The sequence below is a fragment of the Mesorhizobium sp. ISC15 genome (assembly GCF_037162615.1).
Lineage (GTDB): Bacteria > Pseudomonadota > Alphaproteobacteria > Rhizobiales > Rhizobiaceae > Mesorhizobium > Mesorhizobium mediterraneum.
The window spans coordinates 1,582,613-1,599,976 of the sequence record NZ_JAVSPX010000001.1 but is presented as its reverse complement, the minus strand read 5'-3'; the positions used below and the strand labels follow the sequence as shown (position 1 = coordinate 1,599,976).

Genomic DNA, 17,364 nt, shown 5'->3' with positions numbered 1-17,364 from the left:
TCCTTTCGAGAGTTATTGTCGCACCAAATGTGGTGGTGATCGTGGCCTTCTTCAAGCAGCTGTTGTGTCACGCTCCCGTGAGTCGGGCAAGAGCGTCGTCCATGACCGCCGGCGGCAGCTCGATCAGCCGCGGCACTTCAGTGAACAGCAGAGCCGCCGAGACCTCATGCCGGGGGTAAAGCGGCTGGAGCAGCGCGCGGTAGAGCGCGAGCTGCAGGACATAGGCCGGTGGAACGTCCGCCAGCGCTGCTGGCGCCGGCCGGTTGGTCTTGTAATCGACGATCGACACCTTGCCTGATGTGACCGCCAGCCGGTCGATCTTGCCGGAGATGGAACGCAGCTTGCCCTTGACCTCCAGGCTGCCCTTGACCGCGACTTCGGCGCGCGACGATGATGCAAACAGCTGATCGAAGCGGCTGTCGGCAAGGATCGCCGCCACCGAGGTCAAGGCCTTGTCGCGCTCGCCTTCAGGCCATTGCGCGCCAACGCGCTTGAGATAGCGTTCCGCGGCATCCCGGCGTTCGGCCTCGGCAATGCCGGGCAGCATCTGCAACAATTTGTGCAGCGCCAGCCCTCGCATCACGGCAAAGCCAGGTTCCGCCTCGGTGTCCAGCACCGGCGAGCCGGTGTCGATTACGGCTTCCTTGGCCTCATCGATCAGGGCCGAGGCGCCGGAGGGCGACAGCGGTCGCGGCAGATCCTCGAAAGGCGGCAAGGGCTGGAACAGGGTCTTCGGCAACGGCTCGAACTGTTGCGTCTGCCGCGCCTCTTCGGCCGCCGCCTGTGCGACCGGCGGCAATTTTGTCACGTGAAACCGATGCACGGTCTCGCCGGTGGCGGGGTGCAGTCGCTCATCGCTTTCGGGGGCGCCGACCAGCGCGCGGCTGACGATCGAATGCCAGGTACCGGCGTTCGGTGCCCGCTTGCCATGGTAGCCGCAGACGATCAGCCGGTCCTCGGCGCGGGTCATGCCGACATAGAGCAGCCGACGGTATTCGTCGTCGGACAGCTCGCGAGCGCGAACCGAAGCGGCCCGCGAGAATCCATTGGCGACATCGCTGGCCGAGCGCCAGAGATAGCCCTTGCCACCCCAGTGCTCGCCCGAGCCATCGAACGGCATCAGTCGCGGCAGATGCTGGTCGCTGAACGGCGCCGAGCCGCCATCGACCAGGAACACGACAGGCGCCTCCAGGCCCTTGGCGGCATGCACGGTCATGACGCGAACCTCGTCGCGGGTCTGGTCCATTTCGCGCTTGATCTCGGGGCCGGCATTTTCCAGCGTCGACAGGAAGGATTCCAGTCCCGGCAGGCCGGTCCGTTCCCCGGCCAGGCAAAAGCTTAGAAACTCGTCGAGGATGTCGCCGGCTTCCGGCCCGAGCCGCGCGATCATTTTCTTGCGCAGGCCGTCGCGGGCGAGAGCCCCGGCATAGAATTCGAATACCGGCTTGAATGCGGCCTCATCGGACCATGTGTCGAGTTGGGCAACGATTGCGGCCAAGGCAGCGCTTTCGCCGGCATGCTGTCTGAGCGAAGCGATCAGCGAGAGACCGGACGGCCGCTCGCCCGCCAGCGCGAAAAGCTTCTCTTCCGAAACATCGAAAATCGGGCTGCGCAGCACGGCGGCCAGCGACAGATCATCCTCAGGCTGGATGAGAAAATGGCCGAGCGCGATCAGGTCCTTCACCGCGATATGGCCAGGCAGGCTGAGCCGGTCGGCACCAGCGACCGGGATGTCGCGGCGCTTCAGCGCACGCGTCAGCGCATGGACAAAGCGATCGCGCTTGCGCACCAGCACCAGCACGTCGCCGGGCCGAAGCTTCTTGCCACGGCCTTCGATGATCTCGCCGGTGCCGATCCAGCCAGCAATGGTCGCCGCCACGTTCTCGGCAACACGCACCGCCGGCGCATGGGCGTGGTCGACGGCTTGCGTCCAGTCGTCGGGTTCGTCGACGACATCGGCGCCGATCGACGGCCAGACCTCGACATAACCCGGCGCATCGGTGCGGATCGCCTTGTGGTCGAGCGGGTCGGGATCGTGGCTGATGCCGCGCCGCACGATCGGGTCGGCAAAGACACGGTCCACCGCCGCAAGCACGTCGTCGGTCGAGCGGAACGACCAGGTCAGCTTGAGATCGGCGAAGGCGGCGTTGGCGTCGCGCACCCTTCCGGCAAACAGGATCCTTGAGTCGGCAAAGGAGTCGGGCGCCGCTCCTTGAAAGGAATAGATCGACTGCTTTTCGTCGCCGACGGCAAAGACCGTGCGATGAACATTGTCGCGCGCGCCGAGCCCGGCAAAGAATTCCTCCGCCAGCCGCTTAACCACCTCCCATTGGTCGGGGCTTGTGTCCTGCGCCTCGTCGAGCAGGATGTGGTCGATGCCCTGGTCGAGCTTGTATTGCACCCAAGGGCCGGCGTCGGGCCGCGCCAGAAGATTAACCGTTCGGGTGATGAGGTCGTTGAAGTCGAGAAAGCCGCGGGCGCGCTTCAAGTGCTCGTAGCGGGCGATGAGCCAGTCGGCGATGGTCAGCGCGGCACGTGTGCCCTCCAGCATCCTGAACAAGGCCAATCGATCGGAGATTTCGAGGATCGCATCGGCAGCTGAGAGATAGCGCTCGGCAAGATCGGGCAGCCGGTCGAGCAACGCCTTCTTGAATGTCTTTGCCGGCTCATAAGGCTCGCCATCCGCCCGCAGGAAAGCTTTTGCCAGCAGATGCAGCCGGCGAACCGGATCATCCTCGGCGAAGGCAAGACGCGCATAGGGCAGAAGATTGTTCAGCACGATGCGGGCATCGGCGGCTTCGGCAGCGCGGGCAAAGGTGATGAAATAGTCCGGCAGGAAGCCCGGCAGCGGCCAGACGGAGGCCGCCAGGCCTTCGGCGGTCTGGCCGGCGCGAAACCTGAACTCGTCGAACAGCGCCCGGAAGCCATCGCCACCGGCCGCGCTGATGAAGGCGCGCAAGCCGTCGCGCTTGCGCACGATCTCGGCCAGCAATGCGTCGAGCCCATGTTCGCCGCCGCGCTCCAGAATGGTGGCGAATGCCTCTGCCAGTCCCGCATCGCCGGCGGCCGTGCCCGAGATCATGTCACGACGGGCGGCGGCGAAGAGCGACGCCTCCATCTGCGGATCGAGCATTTCGAAATGGGCCGGAATGTTGGCTTCCAGCGGGAACTGGTGCAGCACCGATTCGCAGAAGGCGTGGATGGTCTGGATCTTCAGCCCGCCCGGCGTCTCCAGCGCCTCGGCGAACAGCCGGCGCGCGCGGCGCATGGTTTCGCGATCGGGCTGGCGACCGTCCAGCGCCTCTACCCTCGCCGCCAGATCGACGTCGGCAAGCGCAGTCCATTCCGACAACGTCGAAAACACCCGGTTCGACATGTTGGCGGCGGCGGCACGGGTGTAGGTCAGGCACAGGATCTTCGATGGATCGGTGCCACGCAGCAAGAGCCTGATGACGCGCTGGGCCAGCACATGGGTCTTGCCCGATCCGGCATTGGCCGACACCCAGGCGGAATTTTTCGGGTCGGAGGCGCTTGCCTGGCTGGCGGCGGTATCGGTCGGGATGGGATAGGTCTTCTTCATGCCTCCCCTCCTTCGTCGTCGGCGTCGCCGCCGGCGGACCATTCGAGAACGCGGGCGAGATGGTCGTAGTCGCCATCGGTCTCGCCCTCGCGAAATGGCAGCGCCCGCGACAAATAACCGGTCGTCGGGTCGGCGTAATGGATCAGCAGTTTTTCCAACCGCGCCCAGGCCTCCTCGGCGAGATCGGCGGCGGTTCGCGGCTTGCGGTTGTATTCGAGGATGGATTCCTCGAATACCTCGCCGTTCGGCTTCAGCCTGACGAAGGCCAGTTGCGACGGCTCGCGCGCGCCAAGCCCCTTGAAGGCCCCGCGCCTCAGCAATGCCCCCTCCAGCGCCAATTGTGGCGACAGCAGGGTGTGGGCCTGCGCCTTGGACGGCGAGGAGCCGGTCTTGTAGTCGAGAATGTCGGCCATGCCGCCGGCCAGGAGGTCGACGCGATCGGCATAGCCGGACAGCGTCACGCCGGACCGGCCGACGCCGGTTTTCTCGGCGCGCTCCTCGGCGTGCCGCATCGTCACGGCAAGGGCGCGGCCGCGCTCCCATTCGATGATCCCTGCCGCAAGCTTTTCGAAGCGCGGCCACCACACCGCCTCGACATCGTGAGGGAGGGCCGCTTCGGCAAAGCATTGGCGGCCGGCGACGATGAGACCGTCAAGCGCCTCCGGCACAAGCGGATCGGCCACCCTCGCTGAGAAAAGATGCAGGATGGCGTGAAACAGCGTGCCGCGCTCGGCGGCGCCCGGGTCGCGGATGACCGGGTCGAGCGGCATCAGGCGGAGAATCCTCCTGGCATAGATCGCGTAAGGGTCGCGGCGCAACGTCTCGATCTCGGTGACCGAGAAATGCTGCGGCCGCACAGCCAGCGGCGGCTTCGGCTGCGGTCGCGGCGCGAAGTCTCCTCTTTCGCCGGCATCGAGCGCACGGGCCCACGACAGGAATTCATCACCACGCCGGCGAAGCACCGCCGCATGATCCTTGCCGATGAAGGTCAGGAGGCGCTGCAGCCAGCGCGACGGCACCGCCGGCGCGTCGCCCGAGCGGGCGGAGCGCGCCAGCACCACTTTCTTCGCCCCCATCGCCATCTGGAAATCATGGGCGGCCAGGCCGATGCGCCGTTCCGGCGGCTCGAGATCGATGCCGGTCTTCATTAGCCGCGACATGAAGCGGTCGCTTTCCGGCTTGCGCGGCCACACGCCTTCATTGAGCCCGCCGACGACCAGCATGTCGACGCTCTGCAGCCGTGCTTCAAGCGCACCCCAGATGGCGATGTTCCTGTCGGTGCCTCGTGCCGGCTTGACGGTTTCGGGCGCGATCAGCGCCTCCATCACATCGGGCCATTCGTCAGCCGCGAAGGAGAACGAGGCCGAGGCGGCGACCAGCCCGCGCAAGAGCTCGGCGAGCTTCTCACCGGCATCGCCCGCATAGAGTTCGCTCAGGCTGCCATCCGCGGTGCGGCCGAGACCTTCGAGCGTGACGACGCTGGCCCGGGTCAATTCGGCAAGATCGGCTTCGGCTTGACTGCGAAAGGCGATCAGCGGCGCCAGCGCCGCGGCAAGACGGACGAGCAATTCGCGCGCGCCCTCGATGTTGCGCACGGTCAGGCGGGAAAACCAGAAGGGCGGGCGGGCATCGCCCAGGCCGGTGAGACGTATGTCGAAGAGCTCCGGCAACGATGCAATGTCGGGGCGGCCGGTGCCGCCACGCAGCGCCACCAGTTCGATGATCTCCGCCGCATGACGGACGCTTGTGCGTTCCAGGCCGAGGCCAAGCAGCGGGTGCTTGAGCAGCGACAGCAGGGCGACCGGATCGCCGGGCCGGAACGCGGCCTGAAGCGCCAGCCTGAGCAGACTGGCGGCTGGCGTGTTGATGAGCGGCGTGCCGCCCGAATCGTCGGCCACGACCCCAAACCGCAACAGCTCGACCGAGACGCGCCGCGCCAGGGCGCGGTCGCCGGTGACGAGCGCCGCACGCTGGCCGGGCTGCTCGACGGCACGTTTGAGCGCGACGGCGATCGCCACCGCTTCGTCGCGTTCGCCGGCGGCTTCGAGAAGCGTCACGTCGGCGAAGGCATCAGTGATGTCCGCGGCGGCAAAGCCAGCGCGCGTCTGCGCCCATAGCTCAGTGGTTTCGGCCGGCCGCAGCGCCTCGCCGACAAGTGCGGCGCGCAGCGCCAGCGGCCTTTCGGCAACGGCGATCTCCTCGACATCGCCGCGCAGCACGCCGATCTTGCCGATCAGTTTTGCCAGGCCGTATTGCGGATGGCCAAGCAAGGCCGGGCGCGCCCCGGGCGCCGCGATTGCCTGGAATGACGGCTCATCCAGCATCAAATCGAGGCCGGGCAGCACGACGGCGCCGCTGGGCAGGCCGGCGATCACCGCAAGCAATTCGGCGGTGGCCGGAATCGACCCGGTGGAGCCGGCTGCGATCACCGGCCCAGTGGGCGGATTGCGCTTCAGCCGCGCCGCTTCCAGCCTTATCAGCGCATTGCGATGCGCGGCGGGGTTGGAGCGGTTGCGTTCCTCGAGGAGATCCGGCCAGTTTTCGGTGACGATGCTCAGGAAGTCGAGCGTCACTTGCCACCAGCCGGCAAGGTTGCCGGTGACCAGATCGGCGAGCCTGGTCCAGTTTGTGCCTTCGGTCTCGATCTCGTCCATCAGCCGGGCCAGGTCGCGCGCCAGCCAGATGGCGTCGGCGGCGGAGGCCGGCACGACGATCTCCTCGTCGAAAAGTGCCGCGACATGCGCTGGCAGGCGGCGCTTCCAGGCGCGCACCAGCGGTGCCAGCAGCAGCAGCCGCTCGATCGCCGCGATCGGCGGCGCGAGATCGATCGCCGCCGATGCGTCGGCCTCGAATGCAGCTTCGTCCTCGTCGAACTCGCCAAGCGGACGGATGACCGGCAGGATCGCCGAGCGGCCACCCAGCCGGTCGACGAAGACGCCGCGCAGCGCCCGCGCGGCGCGGCGCGTCGGCACGTAGATAGTGGCGTCGGCCAATGCCAGCGGGTCGCCGTCGAAGCGGAAATCGGGGACAAGCCGACCCGACAGCAAGGCCTCGGCCAGCGTCGGCAGAAACGGCGCTCCGGGCGGGATCGAGAAAACGCGGCGGGAGCCGCTCATTTCGACTTAGTGAAGGCGCTGGTCAACTCGGTAAAAGCACTGGGTGACTCAGCGAGAGCGGCGGCGACGGCGGCTTCCGCAAGCGGAATGGCGTCTGGCGTGCCGACGGTGATCCAATGGCCGTGCATCACCGTGCCGAACAGGCGGCCGGCAGCAATGGCCGCATCGAAATAGGCGTTGAGCGAATGCGGACCGGCCGGCGCATCCGCGAAAAGCCTGGGATGGACGATCGCCGCCCCGGCATAGATCAGGCCTGTCGGGTCGCCTTTCGAACGCCGCAAGGCGCCGTCCGGCGCCATCAGGAAGTCCGTGCCGCCGCTGTGTCCGGTTGCTGACTGGAGATCCGCGAGCATCAGCAGAATATCCATTTTCGCCGCGTCCCATGCAAGGGCGAGGCGGGCAAGGTTGGGCACGCCGCTGTCGATCCAGAAGGTGTCGGCGTTGACGATGTAAAAGGGAGCCCCTCCCAGTTCCGGCAAAGCATGGACGATACCGCCGGCGGAATCGAGCAGTCTTTCGCTTTCATCGGAAATGACGACTTTCGGGGCGCGGCGCGCGGCGACATGGGCGACGATCTGTTCGGGGAAATAATGGACGTTGACCATCGCCTTGTCGACGCCGGCCTGCGCCAGGCTGTCCAGGCTCCAGTCGAGCAATGTCTTGCCTGATATCTTGACCAGCGGCTTCGGCATCGTGTCGGTGATTGGCCGCATGCGCTTTCCCAGCCCGGCGGCAAGCACCATTGCGGTTTTGAGGTGTGTCGTCACAGCGACCGCTCCTCTAGCAGGCCGTGGGCGGTATAGAAATCCCGCAAGCTGGCCAGCCCGGGATGCGCCAGCGCTCGCCTGAGATAGTCGCGAATGCGCGGCAGATGTTTTAGATAATAGGGCTTGCCGTCGCGCTTTTCGAGCCGAACAAAAATGCCGAGTATCTTCGAATTGCGCTGCGCCGCCATGATCGCATAGGTCTCGACGAACTCGTCTTCGTTGAAAGCGCCAGCCTTATGGCGCGCAGCGATATAGGCGTTCAGCGTCCGCTTCTCGATCTCGGGCGAAAGCGTGACGCGCGCATCCATGGCGAGCGAGGCGAGGTCGTAAGCGGACGGGCCGATCAGCGCGTCCTGGACATCGACGATGCCGAGGCGGTCGTGACCGGTACGATTGCCGCGCCAGATGATGTTGGGCGAATGAAAGTCGCGCAGCATGAGCGTGTATTCGCGCCCCTGCAGCCGGTCGAGGACCGCATTCCATTCCCTGACATAGCCGGCGCGCAAGGCATCGCTTGCCGGGCCGCCTGATATCGCCGGCACATACCAGTCGAGCAGCAATTCGGCTTCGATCATCATGGCGTCGCGGTCGAAAGGCGGCACGTCGTGAAAGACGCCGGGCGCGGCCTCCATTCGATCGGGCCATGATTTGCCATGCATCATGGCAAGCAGTTTGGCCGCCGCTGCGTACCGTTCCGCCACCGGCTGACCATGCTGGCCGAGAAATCCCTCCGAGCCGAGATGCTCCAGCAGAAGAAAGCCCTGGTCAAGATCCTGGGCGTGGATCTCCGGGGCGCTGACGCCGCCGGCCCGCAATGCCCGGTCGATGGCGACGAAAGCCGCAACGGATTGCGCGGTGTGGGCGATCACCGCATAGGGCTTGCCGTCGCGGACCGGCGGTCCGAGCACCAGTTTTGGCGAATTCATCAACACGCGCGGCGGCAGGCCGGCCAGCGAGACGATCTCATAGGAGCGGGCCGAGGCGTCGCCGATAAAATATCGTCTCTGCGCTTCGCCCCAGCCAGCGCTTTCCAAAAAATCGCGCATCGCCAGCGATCGAGCCGCGCGTTCGAAGGCAGCGCCTTGTCCCGTCAGTCTCGCCAGGCGGCCATCGCCCTGATGGAGCAGCTCGATTTGGATCGAAGTCTTTGGCAAATAGGCCTCTGCCCGTTCCGGCCATTCCACCAGGGCAGCGCCTTGCGCCAGCGCTTCGTCGAAACCCAGTTCATCCAGTTCGGACGCCGCGGACAGGCGATAGAGGTCGAAATGATGGATGGGAACGCGCCCCTCATAGCTCTGGACGAGCGTGAAGGTCGGGCTCGGCACGTCGAGACCGGAATCGTCGGTCATTGCCCTGATCAGCGCCCGCGCCAAACTCGACTTGCCGGCGCCGAGATCGCCTTTCAGCGCCAGCACGTCGCCGGCGCGCAGCGACATGGCCAGGTCCTCGCCCAGCCTTGCGGTCTCAACCTCGTCGGCGAGAAAACGCTCCAGCACCACGCCTGCCATCGAGCGCGCTACTCGGCCGCCGCGCGGATGCCGGACGGCGTGTCGGGAAAGGCACAAATGACCGTGGTGCCCTTGTCCTTGCCGGTCTCGATGCGGACGCTGCCGCCATGCAGCTCGACAAAGCTCTTGACGATCGACAGGCCGAGGCCGGCGCCGCGCCGGCGGCCGCCATTGGTGCGCGGTTCAAAACGCCGGAACACCGAATCGAGCAGGTCCGGCGGCATGCCGGGACCGTCGTCATGAACGGAGAATTCCACGCCTTCGGCAAGCTGGCGGCACGCGAGCGTGATGGTGCTCGCCTCCGGGGCGTAGTTCGCGGCATTGCTCAGCAAATTGTAGAGGATCTGGCGGATGCGGGTTTCGTCGCCATGGAAGGTCTTCGGCGCGGCGGCCGCGTCGATCTTGAGCCTGATCGCATGCTCCTCCAGCCGGTCGGCAACAAGCTCGGCAGCGGCTGCGATGGTCCGGTCGACGTGAACTTCGGAGATATCAAGCTCCATGATGCCGGCATCCACGGTCGCCAGGTCGAGGATGTCGTTGACGATGGTGAGCAGGACCGAGGAAGACGAGCCGACATGCTCGACATACTCGCGCTGCTTCTGGCTCAATGGTCCGGTCGCCGGCAGCGAAAGAAGCTCGGTGAAACCGATGATGTTGGTCAGCGGCGAGCGCAATTCGTAAGAGACGTGCTGCACGAACTCGTTCTTGAGCTGGTCGGATTTTTCCAGCGCCTCGTTCTTGTCCTTCAGCGCCCGCTCGACATTGACGCTGTCGGTGACGTCGACGAAGGTCATCATCACCTGCCCGTTGGGCAGTGGGATCATCGCGTAGCGCAGCACGTTGCCATTGTTCAGCTCGGTCTGGCCGTGGCGGTCGCGGCGCTCATCGTCGAAACCGGTGATGGCGGCAACGAACCCGGCCCAGGGACTGTCGGCGGCGCGCCGGTCGCAAAGATCGCGGATCGTGGAGACGTGGACGTTGGGCTTGGCGGCGTCGGAGTCCAGTCCCCAAAGTGCTGCGAATGCCGGGTTCGACAATCTGAGCCTTCCGTCCGGGCCGAACACGGCCACGCCCTCGGCAAGATTGTCGAGCGTCTCGCCCTGGACCCGCACCGCGGTCTGGTAGCGGCTTTCGAGGTCCATCTTCTCGGTCAGGTTCTCGAACACCCAGGTCACGCCGCCCTTGGGCTGCGGATTGGCGACAACGCGGATGGTCTTGCCGTCCGGCAGATGCCACCAATGTTCCTGCGACTCGACCGCGCGATAGGCGCCTAGCAGGCTCTCCTTCCAGCGCCGCCATTCGGGCTGCTCGGCGATCTTGCCTTCGCTGCGCAGCCTGTCGAGCAACAAGGCGTTGTCCGGGGCGCTGTGCAGGAAGCCGCTGTCGAGGCCCCATAGTTTCTGGAACGCCTGGTTGAAAAACCGCAGCTTCTCGTCGGTATCGAAAATCGCCACGGCGGTGTTGAGTTGATCGAGCGTGTCGGCATGGCTCCGCACGGTCCGCTCGTATTCGTTACGGATGATCTCGATGCCGCTGGTGTCACAGGCAAGACCCGCCGAACCATCCGCGCCGGCGAAGTCGGTCACAGCGAACATGCGGCGGTCGCCTTCGATGACGGTGGAAAGCGCCTGCTCGAAGACGGGATGCGACTTGTGCTGCGCAGCGATCGCATCGCGCGCCTGACCACCCAGGAATTCCTTCGCGTCGCGAACGGCCGCTTCGGCATTTTCCGCTTCGACTGCGTTGGCATAGGCGCGGTTGACCCATTTCAACCGCCCGTCCGCCGTGCGCAGCCATGACGGCATGCTGAGCGCGTCGAGAAGGCCGAGCATCGTGTCATAGTCGGCGGCGAGGCGCTGGTTCTCGATTTTCAGCCTGGCCTCGCTTCGCTGCGTTTCAGACAGCGAGACGAAGCGCACAAGCACGTGTGCTGCGCTCTTGCGACCGTGCACTTCGAGCGGCGCACCGACCTGCGATTCGATGACGAGATCGAACGGCCTCGCCTTTTCCCGCAGTCCCGCCACGGCATTCTCGAGCGCCGCCGCCGAGCGCGGCATCAGCCAACGGCCGAAGGCGAGGAAAGCGGCGCGGTCTTCCGGGGCGCCGCTCTCAACCGGCAATGTTCCGACGAGCTCGGGTTTCTTGTTTTCCGCGGCCCATACGATGACACGCTGGTCGCGCAGATTGAGCAGCGCCTCGGAGCGCCGCAGCGCAGCGTTGACGTCGGCTAAGCGGGCTCTGAGTTCGACATTCTGTGCCGAGGTGCGCGCTCTTTCGCGGATCAGGGCGATGGCCGAGACAAGTGCCGCGCCCATGACGCCGACAAACATGGCGAGTTGCATGACCTCGACCGTGGAGACCGACAGCCCGGCTTTTTGCGCAGCGACGGTTTCAGCATGCGCCGCAAAACCGAGCAGCGGACCGGCGAGCGCGGAAGAGGCAAGCAATTTTCCGACGCGAGCGCCAGCGCACCATAAGAGGCTTCCGCCTGTTGCAGCGGAATCCGTGGTCACCGAATCGTTGTGGCCGCCGGAAACGGCCTGTCCCGCGCGAGGCGGGTTATCCCCCGGCATGTCTTGGTCCTCTTCGCCGCCTGAATGCAAGACCGCCCTGATGCGTGCGTCGGCCCTCGTCCCCGGACCCGCGAATCAGCACCATAGCGCTTGCGCGAATCGGCGTGAAGAATCAATCAGCGCAAAAATAAAGCCGGGCGAAAAGTCAATCGCCCGGCATCAATATCTAGTGGTAATTTAAGCTTTGGTTAATAGCGGTAGTGTTCCGGCTTGAACGGCCCCTGCGGGGTCACGCCGATATAGGCGGCCTGTTCGCCGGACAGTTCGGTAAGCCGGGCGCCAAGCTTGTCGAGATGCAGGCGCGCGACCTTTTCATCGAGATGCTTCGGCAGGACATAGACCTGATTCTCGTACTGGCCGGGCTTGGTGTAGAGCTCGATCTGCGCCAACACCTGGTTGGTGAAGGACGCCGACATGACGAAGCTCGGATGGCCGGTGGCATTGCCGAGATTGAGCAGGCGGCCTTCCGACAAAAGGATCATCCGCTTGCCGTCCGGGAAGGTGATCATGTCGACCTGCGGCTTGATGTTGGTCCACTTCAGATTGCGCAGCGACGCCACCTGGATCTCGTTGTCGAAGTGACCGATATTGCCGACGATCACCATGTCCTTGAACGACCGCATGTGGTCGAGGGTGACGACGTCCTTGTTGCCGGTGGTGGTGATGATGATGTCGGCCGTCGGTGCGGCATCCTCGAGCGTGACGACTTCGAAGCCGTCCATCGCCGCCTGCAACGCGCAGATCGGATCGACCTCGGTGACCTTGACGCGGGCGCCGGCGCCCTTGAGCGACGCCGAAGAGCCCTTTCCGACGTCGCCATAGCCGCAGACGACCGCGACCTTGCCGGCCATCATCGTGTCGGTGCCGCGGCGAATGCCGTCGACCAGAGATTCCTTGCAGCCGTATTTGTTGTCGAATTTCGACTTGGTCACGCTATCGTTGACGTTGATGGCCGGGAACGGCAGCAGGCCCTTCTTCTGCAACTGATAGAGCCGGTTGACGCCGGTCGTCGTCTCTTCGGTGACGCCGCGGATCGCTTCCTTCTGCTTGGTGAAGAAGCCGGGCGAAGCCGCCATACGCTTCTTGATCTGCGCAAACAGGATCTCTTCCTCCTCGCTGCCCGGATTGGAGAGCACATCCTCGCCGGCTTCGGCGCGCGCGCCGATCAGGATGTACATGGTGGCGTCGCCGCCATCATCCAGGATCATGTTGGAGGTGCCGCCATCGGCCCACTGGAAGATCCTGTCGGTGTAGACCCAGTAGTCTTCGAGCGTCTCGCCCTTGATGGCGAAGACCGGAATGCCGGCCTCGGCGATGGCCGCGGCCGCATGGTCCTGGGTCGAGAAGATGTTGCAGGAGGCCCAGCGGATATCGGCGCCGAGCACCTTCAGCGTTTCGATCAGCACCGCCGTCTGAATGGTCATGTGCAGCGAACCGGTGATGCGCGCGCCCTTGAGCGGCTGCGCCTTGCCGAATTCCTCGCGGCAGGCCATCAGACCCGGCATTTCGGTTTCGGCGATCTCGATCTCCTTGCGGCCCCAGCCGGCAAGAGAGATGTCGGCGACCACATAGTCTTTGCTACCCGTCATGGCAGTGCTCCGATCAAGAATTGTCTTCGGGATGCGCCCGCGCCAAAGGCGTTTCGAAGGGCGCGAGTTGCCGGCCTGACTAGCAGATCGCCGGTCGGACGACAATGGGATATAAAGAAATCTTTATCCGTGCATGTCTTCGGAAGCGATTTTCGGAAAGCACGATGCGCAAATTCGAGTCCAAAGGACGCGCGGCGCTCCAGGCGTCAGGATTCTTCGCCGAAGCGGGAGGCGACCAGTTTCTCCAGTGCATCGATGACCTGCTCGGCCTCCGGGCCGCTGGCGGTGACGCGAATCGAATAGCCGGGGCTCGCCGCCAGCATCATCAAACCCATGATCGAGGTGCCGCCGACCTTGACGCCGTCCTTCTCGACATGGACGGAGGCGTCGAAGCCGCTGGCAACCTGAACGAACTTCGCCGAGGCGCGGGCATGCAGGCCACGCTGGTTGACGATTGGAAACTCCCGGACGATGTCATCCTTCTTGGCCGACAGCGCGTTCATTTGCTGCTCAAAAGCTGGCTGGCGACATTGATGTATTTGCGGCCGGCTGCCTGCGCCTCGTCCAGCGCTGCGCTCATATTGTCGCCCTTGCGAATGCTGGACAGCTTGATCAGCATCGGCAGGTTCATGCCGGCAATGACCTCGGTACGACCGGATTCCATCACCGAAATGGCGAGATTGGAGGGCGTGCCGCCGAACATGTCTGTCAAAACGATGACGCCCGCCCCCGTGTCGACACGGGCAACGGCGTCGACGATGTCGCTGCGGCGCTGCTCCATATCGTCATCGGCGCCGATCGCCACGGTCTCGAAACTGTCTTGTGGCCCGACGACATGTTCCACGGCATGGCGGAATTCGGCGGCCAGTTGACCGTGCGTTACAAGCACGAGTCCGATCATTCTTTGGTGGCTCCCGTCATCGCCGCTTCATAAGGCGTTTCATACTCGCCGGCCATTCCAGGCGGCGGGAGCGCTATCTTGTCGACGCGAGACGCGTTGACAAGCCCAAAATTGCATAGGCCTAGGCCATTTTGACGCATTGCAGCAAAAAACCGGAACCGGATCATAGAAAAGGCGCGATGGAGAGCCGTGCCATCACCGCCGGCAAGGCCGTGGCGGCGTTGCGCTCGGCAAGGTCGATACGCGGCACCGGACAGCCTGCCACCGGTTCGCTGATTTCCTCCTGGAAACGGGCCATTTCTGCCTTCGGCACCAGCCGGACATGCAGGTCGATCACTCCACCCGGCTCGAAGGGCAGCGGGCGCGGCATGAACCCAGGCACTTCGGCGAGACCGGCGATGGTCGCCGGCACGCGACAGACCAGCCGCCCGGCGTGGGCCACGGCGAGCAGCCTGTCATCGCCGATAAGCCGCGAAAACAGCCCGCGCGCGCGGCAATGATCCAGGAGCGTCAGCGCCAGCGTCGTCTTGCCGGCGCCGGACGGTCCGGTGATGAGGACGCCGCGCTCGCCGATCAGCAGCGCCGTTCCATGAATGTTTTCAGCGCGCATAGATCAGCCTTCGGCCGGCAACGTCACGACGAAGCGCGCGCCCTTGATCTCGCCGGGTTTGGTGCCCGGGATGTTCTCGGCGGTCAGCGTGCCGCCATGGGCTTCGACGATCTGCCTGCTGATCGACAGGCCAAGCCCTGAATTCTGGCCGAACGCCTCGCCGGCCGGCCGGTCGGTGTAGAAGCGTTCGAAGATGCGGTCGATGTTGTCTGCTCTTATACCGGGACCATTGTCGTCGATGGTGATGATGTTGACCTTGCCGGCGCGCGCCAGCGAGATAGTGATGTGGCCGCGCTCTTCAGGAACGAAGGAGCGGGCATTCTCGATCAGATTGGTGATGACCTGGCCGATCCTCAGATCGTGGCCGGCGACGAAGTAGCCCTTGACGCCCTGCGGCGGCTTGGCGACCTTGAACTCGATCTCGACCGTCTTTTTGTTGCGCGTGGCCGTGCGTGAAACGTCGACCAGATCCGTGATGAACTTCTTGAGATCCACGGTTCCTGCGTCTTCCCGCGCGAGCTCGGCGTCAAGACGGGAGGCATCGGAAATGTCGGTGATGAGACGGTCCAGCCGCCTGACGTCGTGCTGGATGATATCCATCAGCCGGCTGCGCGACGTGTCGTTCTTGGCCAGCGGCAGGGTCTCCACTGCGCTGCGCAGCGAGGTCAGGGGGTTCTTCAACTCATGCGAGACGTCAGCCGCGAAACTTTCGATCGCCTCAATGCGGGCATAGAGCGCATTGGTCATGTCGCGCACGGCGATCGACAGATTGCCGATCTCGTCCTGCCGGTCGGAGAAATCAGGGATTTCCTCGCGGTTCTTGACGCCGCGCCGCACCCTGACCGCCGCCGCCGACAGCCGGCGCAGCGGGTTGGCGATGGTCGAGGCGAGCAGCATCGACAGGATGGCGGTGACAAGGGCGGCAATGCCGAAGACGCGCAGGATCGCCTTGCGCTCGGCCGCGACGATCCTGTCGATGTCGCCGCCTTCCGTCGACAGCATCAATACGCCGAGAACGGCGCGGAAGCGCTGGATCGGCACGGCGACCGAAACAATCTGCTCGCCCTGTTCCGAGATCCGCACGATGGTCGACGGGCTGCCGGTAAGCGCCTTGACCACCTCCGGAAATGCAGCGCCATTGCCGCCCGGCTGCTCATGATAGACCGGCAGCGCGGTGTTGCGGAAGAAATCGAAGACGAATTTCTGGATACGCTCCAGAAGGTCGGGCTCTTCCGCGGAGACCGGCGGCAGGTCGTAGCGAAGGATCTGGCCGCGCGAATAGAGATGGCGGGAATCGAGCAGCAGGTTGGCGTCGCGGTCATAGATGCGGGCACGCGTCCGCGTCGGCGAAATCAAGCGCCTGAGCACCGGCGCGACGCGCTCCGGATTGATCGGGAAATCCAGATTGTCGAGCTGATCGGAGCCGGGACCCAGGCTTTCGCCGGCCTGCAGTTCCAGCAGTTTTTCCGGATCGATGCTGATCGAATCGGTCTCGACCGTCGCCGATGCCGCGATCGCGCCGGCGATGATCTCGCCCTGGGTCATCAGGCTCTCGACGCGGGCATCGATCAGCCCGTCGCGAAACGTGTTGAGGTAGAGAATGCCGGTGACCAGGACGGCCAGGCCGGCGAGGTTGAGGAAGAGAATGCGCCGCGTCAGGCTGGAAAAGATATGGTGGCCGAGGAAGCGGCGCATCGGCACCGTGATCCTCGACAGGAATGCGGGCAGAATCCGCGACGGGCGCCGGCCGCCCGTCCGTCTCACTCGCTCTACGTCCACTGCCATCGAATAGCAGCCCCCGCTCGGTCTTTAGTTTTGAGCATGTCGTTGTCCCAAAACCGGGACCACTTTTGGGCGACATGCATCAATTCATGCTTCGCGGAACCGGTATCCGACTCCGTAAAGGGTTTCGATCATCTCGAAGTCATCATCGACGGCCTTGAACTTCTTGCGAAGCCGCTTGATGTGACTGTCGATGGTGCGGTCATCGACATAGACCTGCTCATCATAGGCCGAATCCATCAGCGCATCACGGCTTTTTACCACACCGGGACGCTGGGCCAGAGAATGCAGGATCAGGAACTCGGTGACGGTAAGCGTCACCGGCTCGCCCTTCCAGGTACAGGTGTGGCGCTCCTGGTCCATGACAAGCTGGCCGCGCTCGAGCGAACGTGCCTGCTGGTTGGGCGTCTTGGCCGACGCCTCGCGGGCGCTGGCACGGCGCAGCACGGCCCGAACCCGCTCGACCAGAAGACGCTGCGAGAAGGGTTTGCGGATGAAGTCGTCGGCGCCCATCTTGAGGCCGAAAAGCTCGTCGATCTCGTCGTCCTTGGACGTCAGGAAGATCACCGGCAGGTCGGATTTCTGGCGCATCCGGCGCAGAAGCTCCATGCCGTCCATGCGCGGCATCTTGATGTCGAGGATGGCGAGATTCGGCGGACGCGCCGCCAGGCCCTCCAGCGCCGATGCCCCATCCGTGTAGGTTTCGACGCGATACCCCTCCGATTCGAGGGCGATCGACACCGAAGTCAGAATGTTGCGATCGTCGTCGACAAGCGCGATTGTTGCCATTTCAAGTGGCTCCCTCATGAGCTGTCCCTTCTTTGGTCGAGAAGGGGCTTTTGCAGGACAAATTAGGTACAAAATGTGGCACAGGCTCAGTCCGCTGTCACGAGCGGCATGCCGGCGGCCACAATCTCACCTCGATATGGATTGGACTG

At 64.5% G+C, this 17,364-nt stretch carries 11 protein-coding genes; all 11 read right to left on the bottom strand.

All coding sequences use genetic code 11. The features are described 5' to 3' along the window. Positions 1 to 67: 67 nt before the first annotated feature. Complete coding sequence (gene addA, locus RPG13_RS07955; RefSeq protein ID WP_337124799.1) at positions 68 to 3,580, bottom strand: double-strand break repair helicase AddA; 3,513 nt, start codon at positions 3,578 to 3,580, stop codon at positions 68 to 70. Continuing rightward, positions 3,577 to 6,696, bottom strand: a complete 3,120-nt coding sequence (addB, locus tag RPG13_RS07950; protein WP_292648298.1) for a double-strand break repair protein AddB — start codon at positions 6,694 to 6,696, stop codon at positions 3,577 to 3,579. The genes addA and addB overlap by 4 nt, the downstream gene beginning before the upstream one ends. Then, positions 6,693 to 7,439, bottom strand: coding sequence for a nucleotidyltransferase family protein (locus RPG13_RS07945; RefSeq protein ID WP_292648350.1), 747 nt, complete (start codon positions 7,437 to 7,439; stop codon positions 6,693 to 6,695). The genes addB and RPG13_RS07945 overlap by 4 nt, the downstream gene beginning before the upstream one ends. 20 nt (positions 7,440 to 7,459) lie before the next feature. Further along, positions 7,460 to 8,971, bottom strand: a complete 1,512-nt coding sequence (gene tsaE / locus RPG13_RS07940; RefSeq protein ID WP_337124798.1) for a tRNA (adenosine(37)-N6)-threonylcarbamoyltransferase complex ATPase subunit type 1 TsaE — start codon at positions 8,969 to 8,971, stop codon at positions 7,460 to 7,462. Between the two features lie 8 nt (positions 8,972 to 8,979). Continuing rightward, positions 8,980 to 11,544 carry a sensor histidine kinase gene (locus RPG13_RS07935; protein ID WP_292648303.1) on the bottom strand — a complete coding sequence of 855 codons (2,565 nt, stop codon included), beginning with the start codon at positions 11,542 to 11,544 and terminating at the stop codon, positions 8,980 to 8,982. Between the two features lie 188 nt (positions 11,545 to 11,732). Then, positions 11,733 to 13,133, bottom strand: a complete 1,401-nt coding sequence (gene ahcY, locus RPG13_RS07930; protein ID WP_095484471.1) for an adenosylhomocysteinase — start codon at positions 13,131 to 13,133, stop codon at positions 11,733 to 11,735. 206 nt (positions 13,134 to 13,339) lie between these two features. Next, a complete protein-coding gene (locus tag RPG13_RS07925) occupies positions 13,340 to 13,636 on the bottom strand; it encodes an HPr family phosphocarrier protein (protein ID WP_126103994.1) in 297 nt (98 codons plus the stop codon). Next, a complete protein-coding gene (locus RPG13_RS07920) occupies positions 13,633 to 14,034 on the bottom strand; it encodes a PTS sugar transporter subunit IIA (protein WP_029347440.1) in 402 nt (133 codons plus the stop codon). Before RPG13_RS07920 ends, RPG13_RS07925 begins: the two co-directional genes overlap by 4 nt. Before the next feature lie 163 nt (positions 14,035 to 14,197). Continuing rightward, the gene (locus RPG13_RS07915; protein ID WP_095484473.1) at positions 14,198 to 14,644 is read right to left on the bottom strand and encodes an HPr kinase/phosphorylase; all 447 of its coding nucleotides are present in this window, start codon (positions 14,642 to 14,644) and stop codon (positions 14,198 to 14,200) included. A gap of 3 nt (positions 14,645 to 14,647) precedes the next feature. Then, a complete protein-coding gene (locus RPG13_RS07910) occupies positions 14,648 to 16,429 on the bottom strand; it encodes a sensor histidine kinase (protein WP_127206473.1) in 1,782 nt (593 codons plus the stop codon). Between the two features lie 84 nt (positions 16,430 to 16,513). Then, positions 16,514 to 17,215, bottom strand: a complete 702-nt coding sequence (locus RPG13_RS07905) for a response regulator transcription factor (RefSeq protein ID WP_023796909.1) — start codon at positions 17,213 to 17,215, stop codon at positions 16,514 to 16,516. Between the last annotated feature and the right edge of the window lie 149 nt (positions 17,216 to 17,364).

Coding starts and splice junctions, on each gene's coding strand:
- addA (WP_337124799.1), bottom strand. CDS start 3,580: ATGAAGAAGACCTATCCCATCCCGACCGATACCGCCGCCAGCCAGGCA.
- addB (WP_292648298.1), bottom strand. CDS start 6,696: ATGAGCGGCTCCCGCCGCGTTTTCTCGATCCCGCCCGGAGCGCCGTTT.
- RPG13_RS07945 (WP_292648350.1), bottom strand. CDS start 7,439: ATGGTGCTTGCCGCCGGGCTGGGAAAGCGCATGCGGCCAATCACCGAC.
- tsaE (WP_337124798.1), bottom strand. CDS start 8,971: ATGGCAGGCGTGGTGCTGGAGCGTTTTCTCGCCGACGAGGTTGAGACC.
- RPG13_RS07935 (WP_292648303.1), bottom strand. CDS start 11,544: ATGCCGGGGGATAACCCGCCTCGCGCGGGACAGGCCGTTTCCGGCGGC.
- ahcY (WP_095484471.1), bottom strand. CDS start 13,133: ATGACGGGTAGCAAAGACTATGTGGTCGCCGACATCTCTCTTGCCGGC.
- RPG13_RS07925 (WP_126103994.1), bottom strand. CDS start 13,636: ATGAACGCGCTGTCGGCCAAGAAGGATGACATCGTCCGGGAGTTTCCA.
- RPG13_RS07920 (WP_029347440.1), bottom strand. CDS start 14,034: ATGATCGGACTCGTGCTTGTAACGCACGGTCAACTGGCCGCCGAATTC.
- RPG13_RS07915 (WP_095484473.1), bottom strand. CDS start 14,644: ATGCGCGCTGAAAACATTCATGGAACGGCGCTGCTGATCGGCGAGCGC.
- RPG13_RS07910 (WP_127206473.1), bottom strand. CDS start 16,429: ATGGCAGTGGACGTAGAGCGAGTGAGACGGACGGGCGGCCGGCGCCCG.
- RPG13_RS07905 (WP_023796909.1), bottom strand. CDS start 17,215: ATGGCAACAATCGCGCTTGTCGACGACGATCGCAACATTCTGACTTCG.